Origin of the sequence: Pseudomonas sp. ok266, assembly GCF_900110195.1 — a bacterium.
GTDB classification, from domain to species: Bacteria; Pseudomonadota; Gammaproteobacteria; order Pseudomonadales; family Pseudomonadaceae; genus Aquipseudomonas; species Aquipseudomonas neuropathica.
Map to the genome: position 1 here is coordinate 220,882 of NZ_FOCU01000006.1, position 24,451 is coordinate 245,332.

The 24,451-nt window shown below is 57.7% G+C and carries 28 protein-coding genes and 2 tRNA genes; 16 read left to right on the forward strand and 14 right to left on the reverse strand.

All coding sequences use genetic code 11. The features are described from left to right. Window positions 1-12: 12 nt before the first annotated feature. The 5 genes from BMY54_RS31305 to BMY54_RS13025 form a co-directional block, all read right to left on the reverse strand. A complete protein-coding gene (locus BMY54_RS31305; protein ID WP_093433056.1) occupies window positions 13-624 on the reverse strand; it encodes a transposase in 612 nt (203 codons plus the stop codon). Between the two features lie 389 nt (window positions 625-1,013). Then, on the reverse strand, window positions 1,014-1,445 hold the full coding sequence (locus tag BMY54_RS13010) for a hypothetical protein (protein ID WP_093433058.1): 432 nt from the start codon (window positions 1,443-1,445) through the stop codon (window positions 1,014-1,016). 159 nt (window positions 1,446-1,604) lie between these two features. Then, a complete protein-coding gene (locus tag BMY54_RS13015; RefSeq protein ID WP_175559604.1) occupies window positions 1,605-2,813 on the reverse strand; it encodes a DSD1 family PLP-dependent enzyme in 1,209 nt (402 codons plus the stop codon). 74 nt (window positions 2,814-2,887) lie between these two features. Further along, window positions 2,888-4,216 carry a D-arabinono-1,4-lactone oxidase gene (locus tag BMY54_RS13020; RefSeq protein WP_175559605.1) on the reverse strand — a complete coding sequence of 443 codons (1,329 nt, stop codon included), beginning with the start codon at window positions 4,214-4,216 and terminating at the stop codon, window positions 2,888-2,890. A 76-nt stretch (window positions 4,217-4,292) separates the two neighbouring features. Beyond that, window positions 4,293-4,649: a c-type cytochrome gene (locus BMY54_RS13025; RefSeq protein WP_093433064.1), complete on the reverse strand. Its 357-nt coding sequence runs from the start codon at window positions 4,647-4,649 to the stop codon at window positions 4,293-4,295. 241 nt (window positions 4,650-4,890) lie between these two features. Between BMY54_RS13025 and BMY54_RS13030 the strand changes: the two genes are divergently transcribed. From BMY54_RS13030 to BMY54_RS13045, 4 genes are all read left to right on the forward strand, one after another. Then, complete coding sequence (locus tag BMY54_RS13030) at window positions 4,891-6,516, forward strand: NADP-dependent glyceraldehyde-3-phosphate dehydrogenase (RefSeq protein ID WP_093433066.1); 1,626 nt, start codon at window positions 4,891-4,893, stop codon at window positions 6,514-6,516. 130 nt (window positions 6,517-6,646) lie between these two features. Then, window positions 6,647-6,997 (forward strand): DUF3302 domain-containing protein, encoded by a 351-nt coding sequence (locus tag BMY54_RS13035; protein ID WP_093433068.1) that lies wholly within the window; start codon window positions 6,647-6,649, stop codon window positions 6,995-6,997. 5 nt (window positions 6,998-7,002) lie between these two features. Continuing rightward, window positions 7,003-7,962 carry an HlyD family secretion protein gene (locus BMY54_RS13040; RefSeq protein ID WP_093433070.1) on the forward strand — a complete coding sequence of 320 codons (960 nt, stop codon included), beginning with the start codon at window positions 7,003-7,005 and terminating at the stop codon, window positions 7,960-7,962. A gap of 61 nt (window positions 7,963-8,023) precedes the next feature. Next, window positions 8,024-9,064: an FUSC family protein gene (locus tag BMY54_RS13045; RefSeq protein WP_175559593.1), complete on the forward strand. Its 1,041-nt coding sequence runs from the start codon at window positions 8,024-8,026 to the stop codon at window positions 9,062-9,064. Window positions 9,065-9,067: 3 nt separating this feature from the next. Here the strand turns inward: BMY54_RS13045 and BMY54_RS13050 are convergent, their stop codons facing one another. After that, window positions 9,068-9,961, reverse strand: coding sequence for a DMT family transporter (locus BMY54_RS13050; RefSeq protein ID WP_093433072.1), 894 nt, complete (start codon window positions 9,959-9,961; stop codon window positions 9,068-9,070). A gap of 136 nt (window positions 9,962-10,097) precedes the next feature. Here BMY54_RS13050 and BMY54_RS13055 point away from each other — a divergent pair, with 136 nt between their 5' ends. Continuing rightward, on the forward strand, window positions 10,098-10,535 hold the full coding sequence (locus BMY54_RS13055; RefSeq protein ID WP_093433074.1) for an Lrp/AsnC family transcriptional regulator: 438 nt from the start codon (window positions 10,098-10,100) through the stop codon (window positions 10,533-10,535). Window positions 10,536-10,592: 57 nt separating this feature from the next. Further along, window positions 10,593-10,910 (forward strand): YceK/YidQ family lipoprotein, encoded by a 318-nt coding sequence (locus tag BMY54_RS13060; protein WP_093433076.1) that lies wholly within the window; start codon window positions 10,593-10,595, stop codon window positions 10,908-10,910. Window positions 10,911-10,953: 43 nt separating this feature from the next. Here the strand turns inward: BMY54_RS13060 and BMY54_RS13065 are convergent, their stop codons facing one another. Both BMY54_RS13065 and BMY54_RS13070 read right to left on the reverse strand, forming a co-directional pair. Next, window positions 10,954-12,309 carry a hypothetical protein gene (locus BMY54_RS13065; protein ID WP_093433079.1) on the reverse strand — a complete coding sequence of 452 codons (1,356 nt, stop codon included), beginning with the start codon at window positions 12,307-12,309 and terminating at the stop codon, window positions 10,954-10,956. Between the two features lie 404 nt (window positions 12,310-12,713). Beyond that, window positions 12,714-13,385, reverse strand: a complete 672-nt coding sequence (locus BMY54_RS13070; RefSeq protein WP_008081508.1) for a Bax inhibitor-1/YccA family protein — start codon at window positions 13,383-13,385, stop codon at window positions 12,714-12,716. Between the two features lie 122 nt (window positions 13,386-13,507). Here BMY54_RS13070 and BMY54_RS13075 point away from each other — a divergent pair. The 3 genes from BMY54_RS13075 to BMY54_RS13085 all read left to right on the forward strand — a co-directional run bounded on the left by BMY54_RS13075 (window position 13,508) and on the right by BMY54_RS13085 (window position 14,717). After that, window positions 13,508-13,595 (forward strand) — tRNA-Ser (locus BMY54_RS13075). A 316-nt stretch (window positions 13,596-13,911) separates the two neighbouring features. After that, the gene (locus BMY54_RS13080; protein WP_093433082.1) at window positions 13,912-14,169 is read left to right on the forward strand and encodes a hypothetical protein; all 258 of its coding nucleotides are present in this window, start codon (window positions 13,912-13,914) and stop codon (window positions 14,167-14,169) included. A gap of 218 nt (window positions 14,170-14,387) precedes the next feature. Then, the gene (locus BMY54_RS13085) at window positions 14,388-14,717 is read left to right on the forward strand and encodes a hypothetical protein (RefSeq protein ID WP_093433085.1); all 330 of its coding nucleotides are present in this window, start codon (window positions 14,388-14,390) and stop codon (window positions 14,715-14,717) included. Between the two features lie 233 nt (window positions 14,718-14,950). On the opposite strand, the gene BMY54_RS13090 is transcribed toward BMY54_RS13085, so the two are convergent. Further along, window positions 14,951-15,190 carry a YceK/YidQ family lipoprotein gene (locus tag BMY54_RS13090; protein ID WP_093433088.1) on the reverse strand — a complete coding sequence of 80 codons (240 nt, stop codon included), beginning with the start codon at window positions 15,188-15,190 and terminating at the stop codon, window positions 14,951-14,953. A gap of 151 nt (window positions 15,191-15,341) precedes the next feature. Between BMY54_RS13090 and BMY54_RS13095 the strand changes: the two genes are divergently transcribed. The 3 genes from BMY54_RS13095 (at window position 15,342) to BMY54_RS30600 (ending at window position 16,976) form a co-directional block, all read left to right on the forward strand. Next, the gene (locus BMY54_RS13095; RefSeq protein WP_093433091.1) at window positions 15,342-16,553 is read left to right on the forward strand and encodes an MFS transporter; all 1,212 of its coding nucleotides are present in this window, start codon (window positions 15,342-15,344) and stop codon (window positions 16,551-16,553) included. Then, the gene (locus BMY54_RS13100; protein ID WP_093433094.1) at window positions 16,528-16,737 is read left to right on the forward strand and encodes a hypothetical protein; all 210 of its coding nucleotides are present in this window, start codon (window positions 16,528-16,530) and stop codon (window positions 16,735-16,737) included. Before BMY54_RS13095 ends, BMY54_RS13100 begins: the two co-directional genes overlap by 26 nt. A 68-nt stretch (window positions 16,738-16,805) precedes the next feature. After that, window positions 16,806-16,976 carry a hypothetical protein gene (locus BMY54_RS30600; RefSeq protein WP_175559594.1) on the forward strand — a complete coding sequence of 57 codons (171 nt, stop codon included), beginning with the start codon at window positions 16,806-16,808 and terminating at the stop codon, window positions 16,974-16,976. A 2-nt stretch (window positions 16,977-16,978) separates the two neighbouring features. Here the strand turns inward: BMY54_RS30600 and BMY54_RS13105 are convergent, their stop codons facing one another. Together BMY54_RS13105 and BMY54_RS13110 are read right to left on the reverse strand one after the other, a co-directional pair. Beyond that, complete coding sequence (locus tag BMY54_RS13105) at window positions 16,979-17,392, reverse strand: cupin domain-containing protein (RefSeq protein ID WP_093433097.1); 414 nt, start codon at window positions 17,390-17,392, stop codon at window positions 16,979-16,981. A 123-nt stretch (window positions 17,393-17,515) separates the two neighbouring features. Then, window positions 17,516-18,415 (reverse strand): transcriptional regulator GcvA, encoded by a 900-nt coding sequence (locus BMY54_RS13110; protein WP_093433100.1) that lies wholly within the window; start codon window positions 18,413-18,415, stop codon window positions 17,516-17,518. A 107-nt stretch (window positions 18,416-18,522) separates the two neighbouring features. On the opposite strand from BMY54_RS13110, the gene gstA reads away from it, so the two are divergent. After that, window positions 18,523-19,134: a glutathione transferase GstA gene (gstA, locus tag BMY54_RS13115; protein WP_093433103.1), complete on the forward strand. Its 612-nt coding sequence runs from the start codon at window positions 18,523-18,525 to the stop codon at window positions 19,132-19,134. Window positions 19,135-19,220: 86 nt separating this feature from the next. Next, window positions 19,221-19,601: a RidA family protein gene (locus BMY54_RS13120; RefSeq protein ID WP_093433106.1), complete on the forward strand. Its 381-nt coding sequence runs from the start codon at window positions 19,221-19,223 to the stop codon at window positions 19,599-19,601. Window positions 19,602-19,685: 84 nt separating this feature from the next. Here the strand turns inward: BMY54_RS13120 and BMY54_RS13125 are convergent, their stop codons facing one another. Further along, window positions 19,686-20,195, reverse strand: coding sequence for a hypothetical protein (locus tag BMY54_RS13125; RefSeq protein ID WP_093433109.1), 510 nt, complete (start codon window positions 20,193-20,195; stop codon window positions 19,686-19,688). Between the two features lie 209 nt (window positions 20,196-20,404). Here BMY54_RS13125 and BMY54_RS13130 point away from each other — a divergent pair, with 209 nt between their 5' ends. After that, complete coding sequence (locus BMY54_RS13130) at window positions 20,405-22,393, forward strand: peptidase U32 family protein (protein ID WP_093433112.1); 1,989 nt, start codon at window positions 20,405-20,407, stop codon at window positions 22,391-22,393. Between the two features lie 114 nt (window positions 22,394-22,507). Here BMY54_RS13130 and BMY54_RS13135 read toward each other — a convergent pair. Beyond that, window positions 22,508-22,582, reverse strand: a tRNA-Gln gene (locus BMY54_RS13135). Between the two features lie 319 nt (window positions 22,583-22,901). On the opposite strand from BMY54_RS13135, the gene BMY54_RS13140 reads away from it, so the two are divergent. Beyond that, entirely contained in the window at window positions 22,902-23,930 is a 1,029-nt protein-coding gene (locus BMY54_RS13140) for an alpha/beta fold hydrolase (RefSeq protein ID WP_093433115.1), read from the forward strand. A 54-nt stretch (window positions 23,931-23,984) separates the two neighbouring features. Here BMY54_RS13140 and BMY54_RS13145 read toward each other — a convergent pair whose 3' ends face one another. Next, entirely contained in the window at window positions 23,985-24,341 is a 357-nt protein-coding gene (locus BMY54_RS13145) for a DUF6124 family protein (RefSeq protein ID WP_093433118.1), read from the reverse strand. Window positions 24,342-24,451: the final 110 nt, after the last annotated feature.

A 24,451-nucleotide genomic window follows, 5' to 3' on the forward strand; every position in this document is an offset into this window, starting at 1 on the left:
GCGTGTATGGCGTCAATTGCTGGCTGTCGAGGCGCAGGCGTGTTTGCCCAGCCACGTGTGCAAAAGCGCGAAGTTCAACGAGAACTCGGGCATTTGCAGCAAGGCGCCGCAGAACACTTCGCCGATGATTTTTTGAATGAGCAGCACCGCGCGCGGCTCGTTGAGCAACGTGGCGATGTCGCGACTGAGGGCGTTGAAGCTCCAGACTTTCTGGTTCAGGCCCAGGCCAACGAACCAGCGGAACAGCAGGTTGTAATTGAGCTGTTCATACAGTTGCTGTTCGCTGGGCACCGAATACAGCAGTTGCAGAAGCAGGATGTGCATCACCGTTTGCGCGGGTATCAACATGCCCGGCTCGGCATTGAGGTCGTGCAGGAGTTCGCGGTGGGCGTCGAACAAGTCGTCGATCTGCGGGCGCAGCAACACCAGCGAATGGCCCGGCGGAATGTAGCTGGAGACCTCTTTCAAGGCGCCCTGCCAGTCATCCTGCGAGACGATCCAGACCCACGGCGCGCCGTAGCGATACACCGAAACCGGCTTCTTGCGCGCGGCTTCGACGATCTTCGACAGGCGTTGATCGAGTTCCTGCATGCCCACTTTCGAGTAGCGTTCCATAGTCCCCATTGCCTCACTCCCGGCGTCCCGCCTCGGCTTGTGAAAAGCGCCCCATTGGGCCCCTCAAGCGCGTTACATAGGCATGACCGGACTGGCGATGTGCTACCGAACTTTTGTCATAAAAGCTTCATTACAGGATTGATAGGGATTTAACAGACAACACAAAACCCTGTGGGAGCGAGCTTGCTCGCGAAAGCGGTGTGCCAGTCAATTAGAAGGTGACTGACAGGACGCCTTCGCGAGCAAGCTCGCTCCCACAGGTTTACCGTTTTATTTGTATTTGGCTTTAAGTCGGCCCGGGATGGACTCGAGTCAGGGGCCAGCACATATCGAATAGGTGACTTAACGAAATATCGCGCAGGCGCCACACGGTAATTCAGTCCCCCATTCAAGTATGGCTAGTCGTTCTTCAAATGAAAGAATCCTTTTACTTTCAGCCTCTCCGGTCCTGGTGGAACCGGAGAGCCTTTCAACTTCATATCCATACTGAACAACCCAGTGGCTGTCTTGGGTGACTCTGTATACGAGACAGCAAATGAACCAGACTCAACACCATATTCGTAATGGTACGAATCGCTGTAGTCGATATACTTCACATCCAACAGATCCTTCGCGTCATATATTAGAAACGACTCTCTTTTGGGAAACGTTAATAGCAATTGTTTTTTTGGCTCCATATTTCCGCCCACACCCTGACGTCCAAATACGCTGAAACCGTAGGTTGTGTCGTCAAGGGTAACAATATCTGCCCGCATGCTTCCGAGCTGGTCGGTTTCCACTTCAAACAGGCCAATTGCATTGGCTACGACCACTTCAGTGTCCGTCTTCATTTTTGTCATCCTGATAGGCTATTTGTCTATTGAAAGAGCGGCACAGCCTGAACTTTCAATGCATGCTGCATAGACTGTGTCACCTACCATAAGTACATCCATCGCGGAAAAGATGTCTACTGTCAGACTTGACAGTAGACAAACTCAAAAAAATTGGGATCAGGCGTAAACTGGCCACACTTCAACGATCTTTCCACCCCGCACGGCTAACAAATCCCCAAACTGCAACAGCACTGCTTCAGTCTGCGTCGGACGCAGGAAGACTTGATCTTCCACAACCAATCCCACGGCATTCGAGCCATTGACCATTTCCTGATTCGAGCTGCGGCCGTACACCCCATTACTCTGCAAACCGGCTGGCGATTCGAACTCGGCCATCCAGTTACCGCCGTAGATGAAATAGGTCTGGCGCTGATTCTGATCCCACCACGACAACAGCTTCGACCTGTCATCCAGTGCCGGAATATTCACCGCGCCTGTGCTTTTCAAGACTGGCGTGGCGATGTAAGTCGCGGGCACATGCTCGGTCAGCGAAGGCAAATCGTAGTGCGTCGGTTTGAGCATCGCCGTGCCCACGGAAACTTCGGTACTCAGTTTCTCGTTTTCGTGAATGCGATAACTCGGACTGCCAGCAGTGTTCAGGCACAACCCGTCGAGCCACAACCCCGGGAACTGCTGCCGGGTGAAATCGACGCAGTGCTGATAAATCACCATGACCTTGGCGAACAATTCTTCCGGTGAACCGAGAATCCCCGGCACGCCCATGCCTACGAACGGGTCATAACCCATGAACCCGGCGAACTCCAGATGCTGGGGGTTAGCGCTGATCAGCGTGAGCATCTGCCCAAGGACATTCACATCACTGACCCCGCCACGATGCAGACCGACGTCCAGTTCGATGTTGATGCGCATCCGTGTGCCCAAACCCTGCGCCAGCGCAAGGTATTGCTGCAAACGCTCCGGCCCGTCGAGTAGCCATTGCAGTTGCTTTGCGGGATCGAACGGACCTTTGTGGGTTTGGTAGAACAGCTCTGCCGAACGCACCGGCAATGGCTTGCCGAGCAGGATGTCGGACTGTGGAAAAACCTGCGCATCGTGATTGAGAAACGGCTGATGAAACGACATCAGCCTCTGCGTTCCGGCACGCTGTGCGATGTAGCTCAAAAGTCCCGGTGCTGGCAGCGACTTCTCCACCAGACGCAATTGTTTGCCGCCGCGCTTGACCGATTGCATCACCACGTCGATGTTGTGATCGAGGCGATCCAGATCGATCAGCAGCACCGGGCGCATAGGCCCCTTTTCCTTCAACTCCTTGTTCAGCGCCCGGAAGTATTCGCTGTACGGCGCGCCGCGATCGCCCGGCCGCAGCCACGCGCCAACGCCGACCAACAAAGCACCGACACCCAACGTGCCGAGCAGAAAATTGCGCCGATTGACCGCCATCAGCTCTCCCCCAATATCGACGCCAGATGCGCATTGAGAAAGCGTCCGCTCGGATCAAGCGCCTGACGCACGTCGACAAACTCGCGCCAGCGCGGATACAGCGGTTGCAGGTTTTTCGCGTTGAGCGTGTGCAATTTGCCCCAGTGCGGCCGTCCGTTGTACTTCCAGAAGATCGGTTCGACCGCGGCGAAGAAGTTGTGATGATCCATCTGGTAATGCTGGTGTACCGAGATCGAACAGCTGTCGCGGCCCTCGAACATGCTCAGCGGAATGTCGTCGGCCTTGACGTATCGGTACTCAATGGGAAACCAGGTGCGCAGATCCTTGTCCTGAATCAACTTGAGAATCTCACGCAGGCAAGCAGGGCCATGTTCGGCCGGCACTGAATACTCCATTTCGTTGAACCGCACCGTGCGCACATTCGCGTAGATGTCGAAGGAGTCGCCGACGCGGTCATCGAAACTGGCCAGATGGCGCAGGCTGTTGAGCAGCGTGCGGCGCAGGTCGGGAAAGTCGCTGGCGTATTTGTCGATCTTCTCGATCAGGGTGACGAACTCGTTGCCGCCCTCTTCTTCCGGGCTGATCGGCGGCGTCGCCGGGTCGTCGGTTTCGTTGAGCGCGATGGACAGGGCGTAGTCGGAATGCGTGACGACGAGCATTTCCCAGTGCTGGTTTTCACGAGTGTTGTTGTCGAGGTCTTCGAGCAGCTCTTCGGTCTTGGCGATCCACTGGCGTTCGCGCAGGCGGTATGCCGGGCGGTTTTGCAGACGGATTTTAGTAGCGACACCGAGCGCACCGAGGGAGACGCGGGCGGCGTTGAACACCTCGGGATGGCGTTGGCTGTCGCAGTCGAGTACCTCGCCATTGGCCGTAACCAATTGCAGTCCGCAGACGTGGGCCGAGTAGGACTGGAAGTTTTTGCCAGTGCCATGGGTGGAGGTCGAAACGGCCCCGGCGAGGGTCTGGTAATCGATATCGGCCATGTTCTGCAGGGCCTGGCCGATGTCTTTCAGTGGCTGGCCCATGCGCGACATGGGGGTGCCGGCGGCGAATTCGGCTTGCAGGGTTTTCGCATCGTGATCGAGCAGTCCGCTGAAATAGCTCAGCGACAACAGCGTGCCGTCGGTGGGCACCAGCGCGCTGAACGAGTGCGCCGAGCCAACCGGGCGGATCTTGCCTTGTGCCTGCTGGATCACGGCCACCAGCTCATCGAGATTCTTCGGCGCCAAGCGCGCCGCTGGCAAACAACTCTGCCCGCCCGACCAGTTGCGCCACGGAATCAAGCGTGGCGCCCGCAGCAACTGGCCCAATGCCGGGTTCGTCGCCAGCGCACTGAACGCGCCAACGATACTTGCCCGTTGCAACAACTGACGCCGAGTCAGATCCATCGTCATGCCGGGCACCTTATTGTGGGAGCGGCTGGTCGGCCATGAAGCCGATCAATTGCAGGAATTGTTCTTCCGAACACTCGACGCACTGGCCCATCGGCGGCATGCCGTTATAGCCGTTGATGGCATGGTCGAGCAGCGTGTCGGTGCCTTGCTGGATGCGCGGCTCCCAGGCTTTGCGATCACCGGTTAGCGGCGCATTGGCGGCGGGATTGGCGTGGCAGAGCTGGCAGCTGTTGGCGTAGATCTGCGCCAGTGCCGGGTCTTTGGGCGTGGCGTTGCTATTGACGCTGGCCGGGGGTTTGGAGTCTTCGCCGCAACCAGGCAGCGCCACGGCCAACGCCAGCAGTAGAGTGAGTCGGATTGCCCGCATAACGGCCTCGCTTATTGTTGTGAACACACCTTACGGCAGCGGCTGCAACGGGTTGAGGGCATTGCGGGACAGCGAGGGGGGCAAACGGGGCCAGCTCTCCCCCCGATGTGGATGTCCGCTCTGCTCTGCGCCTTTGCGTGACATTCGGGTGACATTTGCAGGTTTAAATTCCGGCGCATTCAGGCGTATAACCTGTGAAGGCTTTTTGATCTGCATACGGACATCAACACGGGGTAGCGACATGACCACAGCAAACATCCTTGGCAACCTGTTCCCTTCTGTCAGCGACATCCCGGAAAAATATCGCCTCGACGCTCAGGTCGAGCAACGCGAATACCTGGTCGACGGCCAGTTGCGCCGCTGGGACGGCCCGCTCGCCACGGTGCGCAGCCCGGTTTATCTCAAGGGCGCTAACGGCGACGAACAAGTCATCCTCGGCAGCACGCCACTGCTCGACGCCGACACAGCCCTCACCGCCCTCGACGCTGCCGTTCGCGCCTACGACCGGGGCCAGGGCCTGTGGCCGACCATGCGCGTGGCCGAACGCATCCAGCACGTCGAAGCCTTCCTCGGCCGCATGCGCCAACAGCGCAATGCGGTGGTGAAGCTGCTGATGTGGGAAATCGGCAAGAACCTCAAGGACTCGGAAAAAGAGTTCGACCGCACCTGCGACTACATCGTCGACACCATCAATGCGCTCAAGGAACTCGACCGCCGTTCCAGCCGTTTCGAGCTGGAACAGGACACCCTCGGGCAGATCCGCCGCGTACCGCTCGGCGTCGCCCTGTGCATGGGCCCTTACAACTATCCGCTGAACGAAACCTTCACCACGCTGATTCCGGCGCTGATCATGGGCAACACCGTGGTGTTCAAACCGGCCAAGCTCGGCGTGCTGCTGATCCGTCCGCTGCTGGAAGCGTTCCGCGACAGCTTTCCCACCGGCGTGATCAACGTGATTTACGGCAGTGGCCGCGAAACCGTCAGCGCGCTGATGGCCAGCGGCAAGATCGACATCTTCGCCTTCATCGGCACCAACAAAGCCGCCAGCGACCTGAAGAAACTCCACCCCAAACCTCACCGTTTGCGCGCCGCGCTGGGTCTGGATGCGAAGAACCCCGGCATCGTCTTGCCGGAAGTCGATCTCGACAACGCCGTCAGCGAAGCGGTCACCGGTTCACTGTCGTTCAACGGTCAGCGCTGCACCGCGCTGAAAATCCTCTTCGTGCACGAGGATGTGGTCGATAGCTTCATCGAAAAATTCAACGCCAAACTGGCCACGCTGAAACCGGGCATGCCATGGGACAGCGGCGTGTCGCTGACGCCGCTGCCGGAGTCGGGCAAGGTCGATTATCTGCACGGTCTGGTAGCGGATGCGCGCAGCAAGGGCGCCGAAGTGGTCAACCCCAATGGTGGCGAATCCCGCGAATCGTTCTTCTATCCGGCGGTGCTCTACCCGGTAAATCCGCAGATGCGCGTCTACCAGGAAGAGCAGTTCGGCCCGGTGGTCCCGATCGTGCCGTACCGTCACCTCGATACCGTGATCGATTACGTGCTGGAGTCGGATTTCGGTCAGCAGTTGAGCATCTTTGGCACCAACCCGGTGGCGGTCGGCCGTCTGGTTGACACCTTTGCCAACCAGGTCGGGCGGATCAACCTCAACGCGCAGTGCCAGCGCGGCCCGGACACTTACCCGTTCAATGGTCGCAAGAACTCGGCGGAAGGTACGCTCTCGGTACACGATGCATTACGGGTGTTCTCGATCCGTACGCTGGTGGCAACCAAGTTCCAGGACAGCAACAAGGACCTGATCAGCGAGATCATTCGCGGCCGTGATTCGAGCTTCCTGACCACCGATTACATCTTCTGATCAACTGTCACGCGGATCGTGAATAAGCAAAAAGGCGACGGCAACCGCTTCTGATCCAAAGTCGCCAAGCGCCCGGCAAATCAGTGGCTACACTGATGCCAGCACTGTGCTGGATGCCGGGAGCTTGACCATGCTGGATTACTTTGCGCTAGGGGTTTTGGTGTTTGCCGGGCTCGTACTGTTTTACGGGATCATCGTGTTGCACGACATCCCCTATGAGATTGCCGTTCATCGTAACCACCCGCATCAGGATGCGATCCATGCCACTGGCTGGGTCAGTCTGTTCACCCTGCATGCGCTCTGGCCCTTCCTGTGGATCTGGGCGATGGCCTATCGAGAAGATCGCGGCTGGGGCTTCGGTGACGGTAAATCCGTGCAAAACCATGTCGTTCGCCTGGAGCAACAGGTGGTCGAACTGCAAGGACGCCTCGAACGACTCGAAGCGCTGAATGCCACTGCTCCCCACAACGGGGAGGCCTGAACGCCATGGATCTGCTCCTTATCCTGACTTACGCCGCGATCTGCGTCGCAGTGTTCAAGATCTTCCGTATCCCGCTGAACAAATGGACGGTGCCCACCGCAGTACTGGGCGGCATCCTGATGATCGGCGCCTTGATTTTCACCATGAACTACAACCACCCCTACTCTGAGGTGGCGCGCACTTACTTTGTTTCTGTGCCGGTCATCCCCATCGTCAGCGGCCAGGTGATCGACGTGCCGGTGAAGGTTAACGAGCCGCTGGAAAAAGGCGACGTGCTGTTTCGCATCGACCCCACGCCGTTTGCCAACCGGGTGAAATCCCTCAAGGCGCAATTGATCGCAGCCAAAGGCGATCGCTACCGCATCACCGAATTGATCCGGCGCAATTTCGGTACCCAGCGTGAACTGGACGCCGCCATCGCCCGCACCGACGACCTGCAAGCGCAGCTCGACAACGCCCAGTTCGAGCTGGACAACACCACCGTTCGCGCGCCAAGCAAAGGCTTCGTCACCCATGTTTCGCTACGGCCGGGAATGATGGCGAGCAAGTTGCCATTGCGTCCGTCGATGGTGTTCATTCCAGAAGAGGGCCAATACTTTGCCGCGTGGATGCGCCAGAACAGCCTGCTGCGCCTGACCGTCGGCGATGAAGCAGAAGTCGCGTTCGATGGCATTCCCGGCAAGGTGTTCGCTGGCCGGGTGAAAAACGTCATCGGGGTGATTGCCGAAGGTCAGGTACAACCTTCCGGCACCCTGATCGGCTACACCGGCTCGCCGCCGGCCGGGCGTGTGCCGGTGATCATCGAAATCACCGATCCGGCCTTCGCCCAGTACAGCAAGCTGATGCCGGGCGGTGCTTACGGGCAGGCCGCGTTGTACAGTCAACACTTCCATCACATTGGCACGATGCGCAAAATCCTCCTGCGTATGGCAGCATGGATGAATTACATTTTTCCTTTCCATTGACCTGAAGTCCAATCACGAGAGGCCCGCACTGAGTACTTACAGCACCCATCGACTTCCGCCCTTGCTGCGCCGTGTCCTGCGTCCGTTGCTTGATCCTTATCGACGTTACCGGCACGCGCGGCTGATCCATGCGGTGCGCGTTGCCCTCGGCTTGCTGGCGACAATCCTGCTGACCACCGGCATCAATCTGCCCCACGGCGAATGGGCCTCGGTGACCATGCTAGTGGTGATCGGCGGTTTACAGCACCACGGCAACATCGGCAAAAAAGCCGCCGAACGCGCCACCGGCACCTTGATCGGCGCCGGCGTCGGTTTACTGCTGGTGGCGCAACAGGCGTGGCTCGGCATGCCGTGGCTGACGTATTTTGCGATGGCGGTGGTCTGTGGGTTCTTCTCTTATCACGCGATTGGCAAGGGGGGTTATACCGCCCTGCTCTCAGCGATCACTGTGTTCATTGTCGCCGGGCATGGCGACAACCCGATCACCGACGGCTTATGGCGCGGGGTCGATATCTTGATTGGTATTGCGCTGGCGCTGGCCTTCTCTTTCGCCCTGCCGCTCTACGCGGTGTACTCGTGGCGCTACAACCTCGCCGATGCCCTGCGCGATTGCGCCACCGTGTATGGGCGAATCATCGGCGGCCAGCCGGTCAGCGCTGATGAGCATCTGAAGCTGATGGGGCGACTCGGCGCGGTGATGGTGCAATTGCGCTCGCTGATGCCGTCGGTGTCCAAGGAAGTGAAGATTTCCATGACCGAACTTGATGCCATCCAGCGCAACCTGCGCATGTGCATCAGCACGCTGGAGATCCTTGGCAACACGCGACCGGATGCCAGCGACCCCGAGGCCATGGCGCATCTGCAATCAGCGCTGAAGGCCGAGCACCGGCAGATTCGCGTGCAACTGATCGGCATGGCCCGAGCGTTGAAAACCGGCGCTTCGCAACGCCTGGACAAGCCGCTCGAGTTGCCGGAAGCCAACCTCGATGCGCCGGTTTACAGCACGCTGGATGGCTACCGACTGTTGACCCGGCAACTGGCAGCGAACATCGGCGAGATGCGCCAGCGCCTGGCGAAAAGCGCACCGCACTGGAACATCTGAGGGTTACTGCGCAGCCAGCCGCCGGGACTTCAGGCCCCAGCCTTGTTGCATACCGGCGGCGGCCAACAGAATCGCCGCCACGCCGACCCATTGCAGGATTTCCAGACGATGGCCGAACGCGAACCAGTCGACGAAGATCGCCGCGATCGGGTAGATGAACGACAGTGCACCGGTCAATGCGGTCGGCAATTTCTGGATCGCGCCGTACAGCAGCACATACATCAGACCGGTGTGGACGATGCCCAATGTGACCAGGCTGGCCCAGGCACTCGGTGCTTGCGGCAATGCGCTGAAGTGCGCAAAAGGCGCCAGCAACAGAACCCCGGTGCAGACCTGAATCAGCGCGATCAAATGCGGTGGCGTGCCGGTCAGGCGCTTGATGATCAACGCGGCAATCGCATAGAGAAACGCCGCACCCAAGGCCAGCGCAATGCCCATCAGATAGTCATTGCCGCTTTCACTCTGGGTGCCATGGGCACTGACAATCGCCAACATGCCCATGAACGAAATCGCCAGCCAGAACAGCTTTTGCAAGGTGATTTTCTCGCCAAGAAACAGCGCCGCCAAACCGACCAGCATGAACGGCTGCACGTTGTACACCGCCGTGCCGATGGCAATCGAAGCCCTTGAATAGGAGGCAAACAACAACACCCAGTTACCGACAATCGCCATCCCGCTGAGCACTGCAAGCAGGAAGGTGGTTCGGGTCAGAATGCCCGGGCGCAGGAAGCCGAATACCGCGCAGATCAACAACAAGGTGCCAGCGCCGAACACGCAGCGCCAGAACACCACGTCCAGCACCGGTTGCCCGGAGACCAGCACAAACCAGCCGATCGTCCCGGAAATCAACATGGCGGCAGTCATTTCGAATGAGCCGCGCCGCAGGGTCTTGTCCATCATCAATCTCCTCAACAATTGAACAAAGTATGCCAAGGCGTCCCGGCGGCGCTCCAGAGCAAAAAGCAGGCTAAACTCGTAATCTGCCTTCTTTATCGTGGGTGGTTTTCATCATTCACCTAATACTGGAGTTTTTATGACTGATGACATTGATCAGATCCTCATCGGCGCATTGATGGAGGATTCGCGGCGTTCGCTCAAGGCGCTGGCGCAGATCAGCGGCTTGTCGTCGCCGAGTGTGGCCGAACGCTTGCGCCGACTGGAGGAACGCGGTGTGCTCAGGGGCTACACAGTGGAAATCGATCCGAAGTTTTTTGGCTATCAGTTGCAGGCAATCGTCCGGGTTCGGCCGCTGCCGGGACAACTGCAGGAAGTCGAGCGGCAGATTCTGGCGATTCCCGAGTTCACCGAGTGCGACAAGGTCACCGGCGAGGACTGCTTCATCGCTCGCCTGCATGTGCGCTCGATGGAACAGCTCGACACCCTGCTCGACCGCCTCAATACCTTGGCCGAAACCAACACCGCAATCGTCAAGAAAACCCCGGTCAAGCGTCGATTGCCGCCGATGGCCTAAGAGCTTTTTCCGCATGTTCGGCGTAAATTGAGGTTTTTCCGGCGAAGGATTGGCGGTATGAAAGTTCAGGCAATGATGCTGAGTGCATTAGTGTTGAGTGGTTGCGGGACAGTGCAAACGGTCATGCGCGACGATCAGGTCGCCGTGGACGATTTGAGATCGAACAAATCCTATTGCGGAGCGGTGCCGAGAATCTACAGCGGCGTGATGTATGACTTCTGCAGTCTGCATGCGCCGATAGACCAAGGTAACAAGTACAACGCCGCCCTGCCCGGCTGGGCGATTGATGCTGTGGCGTCCGGGGTGCTCGACACGTTGTTGTTGCCTTACACCATTTACAAACAGCAGACTGATGGCAGCATCCTGATCAACTGAAAAAAGCCTGCGCACGCCGAAACGTGCGCAGGCTTTGCGCTGCTTACTCCAGCAGTTGCTGCAGGCTCGGGTCACGAATGACTTTCTGCAATGGCTTCGGCGTGGCGTTGTTGGTGGAATTGAGCATTTTCAGTTTCATGTCCGACGCTTTGCTGCACGCGTTCTTGCCGTCGGCGTAGATGCCGCTCATGTCGCATTTCCACTCGAAGTAATTCACCAGACCGCCGGACAACTGCAGGCTGTAGTCAGTGCTTTGAGTGCCCGGCGTGAAAGCATGGCCGGCCGGAATGTTCTGGAACCACTTCATCCATTCAGGCGAACCCGGCTTCGGCGCATTGGCCTGGAACGTTGGATTCATGATCGCCACTTGCGGCGTTTCGGCGGTCGCATGGCAGCTCAGGCAGGAACTGTTGGGGTTGTCCACCGGACCATTGAGGCGACCATTCCAGCCCAGATGGGTGGGTGGCAACTCTTGGGTCTTGGCGTTGATCGCGGTCTGTTGCAACGCGGGGTTGATCTTGGTCTGCGTCGGTTGCGGGTTGGTGAAGTCGTTGCCGATTTCTTCCGGATCGTTGCCCCACATGATCCCTACCGGGACGAGGTTGTCCCAGCCAGGCTTGCCGGTTTTCGCGCCGTTGTACTGAAAGGTGCCGAAGATCCAGCCGGTGGCGCTCATGCGCTTATCGCGCACGGCGATGTCCATCTGGATCAAGGCGACATCCTTGATCTTGCGATTGGCCGAGGTGAACGTCTCGGTGACGTAGCCCTTCCATAACACCGGGTTCACCAGGAACGGCACGGTGCTGCGATCAATATCGGCGAACAGGGCTTTGCAGACTACGGTGCCGTCGGGGAAGCTGTTGGGTGCCGATGTGTATTTCGGATCAGGGTTGTTCGGGTCTTTCCAGACCTCTCCGATGGTATAGGCGCCGATGTCGTTATAGATGCCCACCGCGTAAGTCTGGCCAGTAGCGGTCTGCGTGGGGGCGAGTTGCTTGACCTGGATCTGCGCCTCTTTGGTCAGGCCGTGAATCCCTTCGCGTCCCAGCGGGCCGTAGTGCTGCCACGGCATGTGATACCACTGACGTTTTTTATTGTTCTGCACGTACCAATCAGCCTCGACGTTGCCTTCGAGGCAATAGGTTTTGACTTCCTCCATGTACGCACGCCAAGTCTCAAAATTGTTATCTGGCTTGGTCGGTAGATTCTTGAAAAAACCGGGGAGCGGTACTTTCGGCGCTGTGGCCGGGTAACTCTGGCTCAACTCGAACAGTGGACCAGAGTATTGGCTGGAAGGTGGTTGATAGCCGAAGTCAGGATAGACGCCGGCGAGGGTTGACGCGCTGAACAGCGCGGTGGTGACGGCCAGTACAGCCAGTTTTCCTTGGGGCTGGTTCATCGATGATCTCCTTGATTGGGACAACGCCTGCAATGGCAGGGCCTCCATTATTTTTTTCTGGTATCAGGGCCCCGGTCGTTCGCCGGGATACGGTCACGGTGCATGGCATTTGGCGTGGTTCACCTCCCGGTTTTCACTGGACGAACGAATACAGTCGCTCTCGACCGAAAGGCCTGGCGATCAACAGCAAGGGAAGTGAATGCGAGGGACGCAGGATTACACGAGGGGTGCTGGTTACCGACTCCTGTCGATCAGGCTACTGCTCTTCCTTGGTAATTAGGTGTAGGTGATTTCCAAAAAGACGCCACTATTTTCAGATCATTTTGTACGTAAAAGGCCACTACGCTTTTCGGCGAGCAACAAAAAACCCGCCGAAGCGGGTTTTTTGTTGAAACGACTAACGATCAGTCGTCGCGGCTCATGATGCCGAAGATCTGCAACAAGCTGATGAACAGGTTGTAGATCGATACATACAGGCTGATGGTCGCCATGATGTAGTTGCGCTCGCCGCCGTGGATGATGGCGCTGGTCTGGAACAGGATGCACACCGACGAGAACAGCACGAAACCTGCGCTGATCGCCAGTTGCAGGCCGCTGATCTGGAAGAAGAAGCTCGCCAGCGTTGCACCCAGCAACACGAAGAAACCAGCGGTGATGAAACCACCGAGGAAGCTCATGTCCTTGCGGGTGATCAGCACGTAGGCCGACAGACCACCAAACACCAGGGCAGTCATCGCGAACGCCGAGCTGACCACTTCAGCGCCGCCCTGCATGCCCAGGTAACGGTTGAGGATCGGGCCGAGCAGGAAACCCATGAAACCGGTCAGCGCAAAAGCGGACACCAGGCCCCAAGCGGAGTCACGGAGTTTGTTGGTGAGGAAGAACAGCCCGTAGAAGCCGATCAGCACCACGAAAATGTTCGGGTAGCCAACGCGCATCTGCTGAGCAACGAAAGCCATGACGCCGCTGAATGCGAGGGTCAGAGCCAGTAGGCCGTAAGTGTTGCGCAGGACGCGGCTAACCTCTAGCTGCTCAGCCTGCACGCTGTTATTAACTGCGTAATCCTGTTCGCGCATGGCGACACTCCTGTTGGTTTGAAACGTTCAGTCGCAAAGATCATAACAGACGCTCTGTAACAAGCCATGCAGAGAGTTTGACAGTGTGTTTCATTCAGGTATTATGGCGCCCGCAACGCAACGGAGGTGTGGCCGAGTGGTTTAAGGCAACGGTCTTGAAAACCGTCGACTGTAACAGGTCCATGAGTTCGAATCCCATCGCCTCCGCCATATTTGGTACCGACAAAGCCCTGATTATTCAGGGCTTTGTCGTTTCTGGCATTCGGAAATCTTGCTCCTCTTTTTATGGATCGTTTCCACATTTTTCCGGTTATTGCCGCATCCCTGCCCTGGCGACGCTACTACGCTTGGGCAAATCGAATCACTCGAAGCAGAGCGCGTTGATTGCATTGACTTTGGTCAACAGGCAGCTTTCGGCCAGAAGCAGATCTCGCCCAGACGACGCCCTCAGACCAAAAAAGGGTTTCTCTTAAAAATGCCGATAGGCTTATGTATTTGCTATCAGTAAAAATCCAGGCGAAAGGACATGGCAATTTCTAAAGGTGATTTCATAAAACTGATCAGCGTTGATCAATCAAAGGTAGTTTTCACTGATTGGATTAGCTCTCGAGAGGCGGCACCGGGAGATATCGCATTGGTGGAGGAAGTTTCTTTCGCAGAGGATGGGCGGATCGTTCGCCTTCTGTGCGAGGACCGTCCAGGTTTTCTAGAGTGGCGAACGTGCCTTTATGAGGCAGGGTTGATCTATGAGGTCCTTCTCGGCCCCACTGAAGTCGCCACTTAATTCTTTGCATCAGACAATTGTTGCTCGCCACCACGAGCTGATTATTGCCTATCGAGATCGAGCGTCAGGTTCGGACGGAAAGCGGACCCGACCCGGTAAGCCCGTTCGATTTGACTGACAGTCAGATTGCCTGGTTGTCATATGCTTACTCAAACGGTTGAATTCGTGGCTGGATGGGCTATTGCTTAACCCCATATCACATGGATTGGAGCAAGCGCATGGAACAGGGAATGAGGGCCGCTGCGCTGACCAGCCTGGTGTTGTTCCTTTTACACTGTCTCGTCACGCAGATTCGCCGAGTTCGGAAATGGAGGCTGGACGTTCAAACGGACTTTGAAGCCGCGCTACAACGCCTGAACATCGATAGCTATGATTTCCTTGCAAATCGGAACACACCGCCCGGCATGCGCAGACCGCCCGATGTCTATCGAATTCTGCGCGATCAGCAAGGTCGCTACTTCTTATACCTGCACTCGGGCGCAAACCCTGGCGTTTTCCACGCACTTACAGAGGAGCGTGCACTTTTGGCTGCAAAGCTGAATGGCTAACCTGGCATTCGCCTGTGGCAGACCTACACCCATCCAAGACTCTCAATTGCTGATGCCACTAGACATCAAATAGGTTTGCTCATCTATACCACTGGCCCGTGAATGGATGTCTGCTATGGGTCAGAAACAGCATATTTCGAACGGCAGTTTCTGACCGTTTTCTGCCTGTCACTCAGCCGAATGCAGGTTGAGTCCCGGACAGAGCAAACCTGAACACTAACACCACCCGCAGTTTAGAAATTGCAGCTGTATTGATATTCGAAGGGAAAAAAGACAGTGTCGACCACTAGAGAAAATGGCGCGTCGATCAGTAAAAAGGGAATCAGTTTTCCTTTGGACGTGCCCACCAACCACCAGTCAAACCGAATGCCGATGTAGGGGCAACGGTGCTTGTCATAATCCATACGCATGGCGGTTGCCATACACCCACTCAGGCTGGCAGTCAGCACCAGTAGAATCGCCTTTCGAACCACGTAACGTCCTTATTACTTCTTTGCGCAGACTTGCATAGACGCTGTTGCGCAATGTTAGTCACCCTCTCTCAAGAGCCACCAGTATCTTCTATCCCGGAACGTGCTGCATCCAGTAGGTGATGCCAGACAGTCGACATAAAGGAGCTTCATTTTGCGCAAGGACTACCTAGCCTTTTTCACCTCGCTGTTTCTGTCGCGGCTGGCGGATCAGATCCTGCTGTTCATCGTGCCGTTGGTGGTGTTCCAGACCACCAACAGCGCCTCCTGGGCAGGTCTGGCGTTTTTCGTCGAATCGCTGCCGCGGTTTCTCGCGTTTCCGCTGTGCGGAGCCTTGTGCGACAAGTTTTCGCCCATCCGCATCCTGCACATCAGCCAGGTTTACCGGGCACTGCTGTGCCTGATCGCGGTGGCAATGTTTGCCCTCTTCGGCGGTATCGCCTGGGTCGTCGTGCTGTCGGCGCTGTGTGGCGTGCTGACCACCCAGGGCATCATGGCCCGCGAGGTGCTGATGCCGCATATTTTCCAGCACTACAGCTACACCAAGACGTTGTCCTATTCGCAGATCGCCGATCAGACTGGACTGGTTCTCGGGCCGCTGGTGGCTGCGCTTTTGCTGGAGGTATGGGCCTGGCATTGGGTGGTGCTGTGGGTCGCCGGGCTCTTCCTGCTGGCGGACCTGAGCATGCTGGTATGGCAACGCCTCAGCCGTATCACGCTGGAAGTGTTCGAGCAGCATCAGGACATCTGGCTGCAACCGCTGCGTATCGCTTTCGGGCATATACGTGAGCTGGCGGAACTGAAAAAAATCATCCTGTTGGCCGTCGGCGTCAATCTGATCGTCGGCGTCACGCTGGCCACTTCGGCGGCGATGGTGATCGGCGAGTTCGGTGCCGGCAAGGATGCCTACGCCGGTCTACAGGCAGCGGGCGCGGTCACCACCATCGTGATTCTGTTCTTCCTCGCCCGGGTTGAGATCCCGCAACGGTTACTGGGCGGGCTCGCTTACTCGATGATCGCCGCTGGCGCCCTCATCAGTGCACTGAGTCCGAATCTGGCCGGCTATGTGCTGGGGTTCCTGCTGATCGTCGGCTTCGACAAGATGTTCAACATCTACATGCGCAGCATCCGCCAGCGGGTGATTCCGGCCAAGGACTTTGGCAAGACCGTAGGCGTGATCACCTTGCTCAATAATCTCTCGCAACCTTTGGCGGGGTTGCTGGTGGCGCTGCTGGCCTCAAGCCTGGGTACGCAAGGAGTGATCCTGATTCTGGCCGTGCTGACTATGCTGTTGGGCGCCGCAGCGGTATGGTGGTTTGCCGTCAGCAGAGGACCCCTGAATGCCGAAGAAGCCACCGGCCCCTGAACACAAAGCTACCGCCGCAGACATCGAGCGTTCGATCCAGGCGTTGAACAAAATGGCCGAGCGCCTCTGGGGCGAAGGTCGAGAGGCCGAGGCCAAAGCCCTGCTCGATGCGCTCGATGCGTTGAACCGGGCGCTGGACAGAATCAGGATTGGCGAGAGTCGTCGGATTGTGACGCTTCACTAAGAAGCCGTGCCTAGAACCAACGTTATGAATCAGCTGTGCCCAATTGGCAGGGCCAAGGATGAAGACAGATGCGCGCGATAAAAACTTTCTTCGGCATTTTGTTGCTGCTATTCGGTTTCGACTTCACCTACGAAAAACCCCGCCGAGTCTTCACGGCGGGGTTTGTCCGAGTTTGCATGGTGGTCGCTTTTGCAGAATTGCTGATACTCCATATGATTTATAACGGCCCGGCGCGTTAGCTCTACGGTTTGAGAATCAGCAACGGCTCGCCCTTTTTGACGATGTAAGTCGCCAGCTCCGACCCCTTGTCCGCACCCACGTTCTTGGCCACATGCGCCACCCCTTGCGGAATGAACAGCGAATCCCCCGCCTTCAACGTCACCGGCGCCCTGCCCTCCAGTTGATATTCGAACGTGCCGCTGATCACGTAAGCGACCTCGACACCCGGGTGCGCATGCCGGGGCGAGGTCACGCCCGGTTCGAAATCGACTCGCGCCTGAATCACTTCGCGCTCGGCAGCACCGAGGTCCTCGCGCACCAGATCGGTCCGGCTCAAACCTTGTTGCCAGCTCTTGGCTGGCGCGTCAGCCGCGTGGACGATGCCGATCATTGAAGCGAGTAGCGCAGCGCTGGCCAGTAACAGTGGACGATGCATGATGTTGCCCTCTCAAACGCAGTGGTGGTGTGACCGCTACTTTGGGAGTCGCGTGTATGGCTGATGTGTCGTAAACCCCGGGTTTATTGTTCGCGTGTGTCTGCGCGGCAACTTGATACACGCTTATACAAAAGCGTCTTTGCCCGGTGACAGTGCCAACAGCCATGTCCTGAATGCCACGATCTTCTTCGATTGCGCCGTTTCATGGGGCGCTACCAGATAAAAACCCAGCTCATCTTGCAAGCGCAGATCGAACGGAGCCACCAGACGCCCGGCCCGCAGATCGTCCTCGACATAGGTTGAACGGCCAATGCACACACCCTGCCCGTCAACCGCTGCCTGTACCGCCATCAGCGCCAGATCGAAGGTCAGGCGCGGGCCTTCAGCGAGTTGCGGCCGTTGGCCTGCGGCACGCAACCAGGCGCTCCAGTCACCGGCCGTCGCGCCACTGACTTGCAGCAATGCGTGATTGGCCAGGTCTGCGGGCGTTCGCAACGTCTTCGCCAATGCCGGGCTGCATACCGGGAAAACATCATCGGACATCAGAAAATCGCCACGCAAACCCTTCCAGTCGCCGCGCCCATAACGGATCGCCGCATCAATCGTGCCCTTGCGAAAGTCGACCAGCTCAGTGACCGCACTGATTCGCACATCGATAGCGGGAAACGCCTGCTGAAAGGACGGCAACCGCGGCAACAGCCACTTCGATGCAAACGACACCAGCGTACTGATCGTCAGCACGCTTTTATCGCGAGACGCGAGCAACTGCTCAGTCGAATACCGCAGCTCATGAAACGCTGCACGCACACCCGGCAAATAGGCGTGCCCGTCCTCGCTCAGCACCAACCCCTCGTTGAGCCGCAAAAACAGAGGCCCGCCCAGCTCGGTTTCGAGTCGACGGATCTGGTGACTGACAGCGGTCTGGGTGACATTGAGTTCTTCGGCAGCCTTGGTGAAGCTCATGTGCCTGGCGACCGTTTCAAAGGCGCGCAAGCCTTTCAGCGAGGGAAGTCGGACCGTCATGGTTCTGAGTGCTCATGAGATTTTGTCATACGCTAGCACCGTAAATGACCTTTGCGAAAGCCGCTTCGGCAATGGAATCTGGCGCTCTCTCTCAGCAAGGAAGCGCCATGAAACTGTATTTTGCGCCCATGACCTGTTCGCTTTCCCCGCACATTGTGCTGCGAGAACTGGGTTTGCCGTTCGAACTGGTTCGCGTCAACAACCAGAGCAAACGCACCGCCGATGGCCGCGACTTTCGCGAGATCAATCCGAAGGGCTACGTTGCAGCGCTGGTTCTGGATAACGGCGAGGTACTGACGGAAGGGCCGGCGATCCTGCAGTTTCTACTCGATCAGGTGCCCGCCAACACGCTGGCGCCACCCTTGGGTTCATGGGAGCGCACGCGTTTGCAGGAACATCTGAACTTCATCAGTACGGAAATTCACGGTGGCAGTGCACCGCTGTTCAATGCGCAGATCCCGGAATCGGTCAAAACGATTTTCCGCCACACACTGTTCAAGCGCCTCGACTACCTGAATCAGCAACTGTCGGCTCGGAACTATCTGATGAGCCAATTCGGCGTCGCCGATGCTTATCTGTTTACGGTACTGAAATGGCTGCCGACCTTTGCCATCGACATACAGGACTGGCCGGCACTTGCCAGCTACATGCAGCGCATCGGCGCCCGCCCCTGCGTTCTTGCAGCCATCGCGGCGGAAGCCGCGACGCAGCCGGTCTGACCGGCCTCTGTTGCCACGGAGCGGGCCATGTCGACGCTGTATCTGTAAACTGCGGCCATCTTCACTCGCTCACTCAAAGGATCAGCATGGCTAACCAAGACATCACCTTCACTCCAGATCCGGACGCCGACTCGATTTCCTCGGACGTTGCCACATTCAACGGCATCATGGTTTCCACCCAGATTCCAACCCGTGCCGACGGCAGTCTGGAACTGGGCGATATCACCGCGCAAAGCGAATGCACCCTGCAAGCGCTGAAAGTTGCGCTGGAACGTGCCGGCAGTTCGATGGATCGGGTGATGCACTTGACGATCTACCTGACCGACATGGCCGATCGCGCCGCATTCAACGAGGTGTACAAGCGCTACTTCGCCAAGCCTTGGCCGGTGCGTGCGGCGGTGGGTGTGGCGTCGCTGGCGGTTGAAGGGATGCGCGTGGAAGTCACCGCGATGGCGGCCAAAGCCTGAGCGCCACTCCTTTCAGGTCATCAGCCGCCGCCTCATAGAGGCTTAAAACCCGAGCCAAGCCTGTAAAGGCTGGCTCGCGTCTTTTCAGGATCGCTTCCGGGCTTCAAGTGGCCCAGTGGCAACAAGCGATAACTTTCCTTCCTTTACGCGATATTTTTTGACTTCACCTTGGTCTTCAAACTCAAAGTCGAAGTGGAAATTGGCGGTTATCGAACCGTTCGCGTCATTTCTCTGAAACTTAATTTTTCCCGCCTTGGCATAGATGATATTTGGGGTCATTGTGATGAGCCCTTGAACACTACTACCCAGCCCCCCTATGTCGTGTTCTCCATCGGGTAGCTCGTTATCAATAACGAACGACATTATTTCGATAATGTTGTTCGCATCCTCTCGATGGTGCGCGATAAGGCTAAAGGTTTCGGCGGATCCGAAGTACAGAGCTTTACCTTCTTGGGTTGCCTGAAATACCGGCCCGACAAGGTGCGGATGGGCAGGGTCAATCACTGCTTTGTAGTAAATTTCCGGCGCGTGGGCCCCTCTGTTCAAATTATTTTTGTTGATACCTAAATAACGAAAATGGTCTTTATCGTTCATAGCAACATGTCCTTTTCGTAATGAATGGTCGGCGAATGACTTCGTTACTATTTCCAACTTACGTCTGAACAACAACTGACAGGTCTGACAGTTGTGCGAATCCGCGAAACGTGACAAGCGCGATTTGCAGACCATCGGTACATAGGTGCCGACATGTCGTTTCACGGGTAGAATGCGCGCCTAACCGTGACAGCCTGACTAAAAAAACTATGTCCTTGCCCAAGCATCACCTGGAATTGCTCAGCCCTGCCCGCGATGTCGCCATCGCCCGTGAGGCGATCCTGCACGGCGCCGACGCCGTGTACATCGGCGGCCCGAGCTTCGGCGCGCGCCACAACGCCTGCAACGAAGTCAGCGAAATCGCCGAGCTGGTGGAATTCGCCCGCAAGTATCACGCGCGCATTTTCACGACCATCAACACCATCCTGCACGACAACGAACTGGAGCCGGCGCGCAAGCTGATCCATCAGTTGTACGACGCCGGTGTCGACGCGCTGATCGTTCAGGATCTGGGCGTGATGGAGCTGGACATTCCGCCGATCGAACTGCACGCCTCGACGCAGACCGACATCCGCACCCTTGAGCGAGCGAAGTTCCTCGATCAGGCCGGTTTCTCGCAACTGGTATTGGCCCGTGAGCTGAACCTGCAGGAAATCCGCGCGATCGCCGACGAAACCGACGCCGCCATCGAGTTCTTCATTCACGGCGCGTTGTGCGTGGCCTTCTCCGGCCAGTGCAACATTTCCCACGCGCAAACCGGGCGCAGCGCCAACCGTGGCGACTGCTCGCAGGCTTGCCGCTTGCCGTACACCCTCAAAGATGAAAAGGGTGGCGTGATCGCCTACGAAAAACACCTGCTGTCGATGAAAGACAACAACCAGAGCGCCAACATCCGCGCCCTGGTTGAAGCCGGTGTGCGCTCGTTCAAGATCGAAGGTCGCTACAAGGACATGGGCTATGTGAAGAACATCACCGCCTATTACCGCCAGCGCCTCGACGACGTGCTCGAAGACCGCCCGGATCTGGCCCGCGCCTCCAGCGGCCGCACCGCGCACTTCTTCCTGCCCGATCCGGAAAAGACTTTCCACCGTGGTAGCACCGACTACTTCGTCACCGATCGCAAGATCGACATCGGCGCTTTCGATTCGCCGACCTTCACCGGCCTGCCAGTCGGCACCGTCGAGAAAGTCGGCAAACGCGACATGCAGGTCGTCACCCAGGAGCCGCTGTCCAACGGCGACGGCTTGAACGTGCTGGTCAAGCGCGAAGTGGTCGGTTTCCGCGCCAACATCGCCGAAGCCAAAGGTGAGTTCGAAGAAGACGGCGAGAAGTGCTACCGCTATCGCGTCGAGCCGAACGAGATGCCCGAAGGCTTGTACAAGCTGCGCCCGAACCACCCGTTGAATCGCAACCTCGATCACAACTGGCAACAGGCGCTGCAGAAGACCTCTTCCGAGCGTCGCGTGGCCCTGAGCTGGGTCGCTCGTCTGCGTGAAGAACAGCTGGAAGTGACTGCCACCAGTGAAGAAGGCATCAGCGCCAGCGTCAGCCTCGCCGGTCCGTTCGGCGTGGCCAACAAGCCTGAGCAAGCGCTCGAACAGCTGCGCGATCTGCTCGGCCAGCTCGGCACCACGCAGTACCACGCCACCGACGTCAAGCTGGATGCGCCACAGGCGTTCTTCATCCCCAACTCGCAGCTCAAGTCGCTGCGTCGTGAAGTGATCGAAGCCCTGACCGCTGCCCGTGTCGCCGCTCATCCGCGTGGCGGCCGTAAAGCCGAAACCAGCCCGCCGCCGGTGTATCCGGATTCGCACCTGACCTTCCTCGCCAACGTCTATAACCAGAAGGCGCGCGACTTCTACCACCGTCACGGCGTGAAGCTGATCGACGCTGCGTACGAGGCTCACGAAGAGCCGGGCGAAGTGCCGGTGATGATCACCAAGCACTGTCTGCGCTTCTCTTTCAACCTGTGCCCGAAACAGGCGAAAGGCGTGACCGGCGTGCGCACCAAGGTTGCACCGATGCAGTTGATCCACGGCGATGAAGTGCTGACGCTGAAGTTCGATTGCAAGCCGTGCGAAATGCACATCATCGGCAAGATGAAAGGCCACATCCTCAACCTGCCGCAACCGGGCAGCGTGGTCGGCCACATCAGCCCCGAAGACCTGATGAAAACCATCCCGCGCGCACCGCACTGAGTGGATGACGTGCGCGGTGCTTCGGCGCCGCGCACGCCTGCCCTGCACCACCGGGCTAAATCGCAGGCATAAAAAAACGCCAACTTCTTGCGAAGTTGGCGTTTTTTTCGAATATGGCAGGGGCGGCTGGATTCGAACCAACGCATGGCAGGATCAAAACCTGCTGCCTTACCGCTTGGCGACGCCCCTACTGCTCTTTCCAGCTACTCCGTTAGTTTCGCTGTGAGAACGGGGCGCAATTTACCAAGGTTTTTTTGCTTTGGGAAGCGCGAAGTGAAATATTTTTTGTTTTAAAACAGCGACTTAATATTTTGGCCTGAATCAGGTCCAGGGGGAGTCGGTTTCGCCGCCGTGTATCACACTGTGTACGCCCCCCGCCGCGACACATCGACTTTCAACAAAGCCGTTCTTCGACACAGGCCAGATACGTCTCCGCGCTCAAATGCACTCAAGGTTTCAGGTGTTCATTCAGAACCCTTGGCCAAAGGCTCGCAAAGGAGACGTCACCATGAAGATGGCACTGCACACCCGCAAAACTGCATTCGGCTTGTCGATTCTGGCTGTGGCGCTGTTCGGCGCTTTTGGCAGCGCTCAGGCGCAAACCACTGAACCGGCCGCCGTCAGCTATTCCGCGCCCTCACCCTTCGGCCCGCTCAAGCAAGTGAAGGCTGGCGTGCTTGACGTCGCCTATGCCGAAACCGGCCCAGCAGACGGCCCCGTGGTGATCCTGTTGCACGGTTGGCCCTACGACATTCACAGCTACGATGAAGTCGCGCCGCTGCTCGCGGCCAAGGGTTATCGGGTGTTGATGCCCTATGCGCGCGGTTATGGCGATACGCAGTTCCTCTCCAAAGACACCCTGCGCAACGGTCAACCAGCGGCGCTGGCCAGTGATGTCATCGACTTCATGGATGCGCTGAAGATCAAACAAGCGGTGCTCGGTGGTTATGACTGGGGCGCGCGTTCGGCGGACATCGTTTCGGCGCTGTGGCCGGAACGCGTGAAGGCATTGGTTTCGGTCAGCGGTTATCTGATCGGCAATCAGGCCGCCGGGCAAAACCCGCTGCCGCCCAAGGCGGAATTGCAGTGGTGGTATCAGTTCTACTTCGCTACCGACCGTGGTCGTGCCGGTTACGAGAAAAACACTCACGACTTTGCCAAGCTGATCTGGCAACTGGCCTCGCCGCAGTGGAAATTTGACGACGCCACGTTCGATCGCAGTGCCAAAGCGCTGGAGAACCCCGATCACGTCGACATCACCGTGTTCAACTACCGCTGGCGTTTAGGCCTGGTTCAGGGTGAAGCGAAATACGCCGCGCTGGAACAGAAGCTCGCTACCGCGCCGTCGATCAACGTGCCGACCATTACCCTCGAAGGCGATGCCAACGGTGCGCCGCACCCGGCGCCGGAGGATTACGCCAAGCGTTTTACCGGCAAGTATCAGTTCCGCTTGATCAATGGCGGGATCGGGCACAACTTGCCGCAGGAAGATCCGCAGGCGTTTGCCAAAGCGGTGATTGATGCGGATCACCTGTAGAAACAAAAAAGCAGTCAGCCGCAATGGCTGACTGCTGATCCTTAACGTGTGCAACTACTCGGTTGGCACAACCAGATCCAACGCCTTATTCACCGCCAACTCCCCCAACATGACCACTTGCGCTATGCCCAGCAGGGTATGACGGCTTGATCCCTCCAGCACCCCGGCAAAATTGCCGAGCATCACCGAGGCGGACGCCAACGACCCGCAAGCATTGGTCAGCAACGACTCGGTGTCTGCTTGCGGGTTGGCCATGAACAGAGCGTTTGGCGTATAGGGTTCGGCCATGATCGCGGCAGGCAACAGGTAATGGTCGAGTGCACGCTCTGCCGCTTCGTGGAGCTTTCTTGAATTGGGCGAGGCGTACGGCGATATCAGGTCAGTGACCGGTGGTTCGGGTGGCTGGGACATCAGCTGAAACTCCAGACAAGAACCGTTGGCGGCTCTTTGATAGAAGGCGTGAAGCGCCGCGATTACGGACGCTTCTGTGCAATGAGGGAGCGAGCCCCCTCACCCATCTG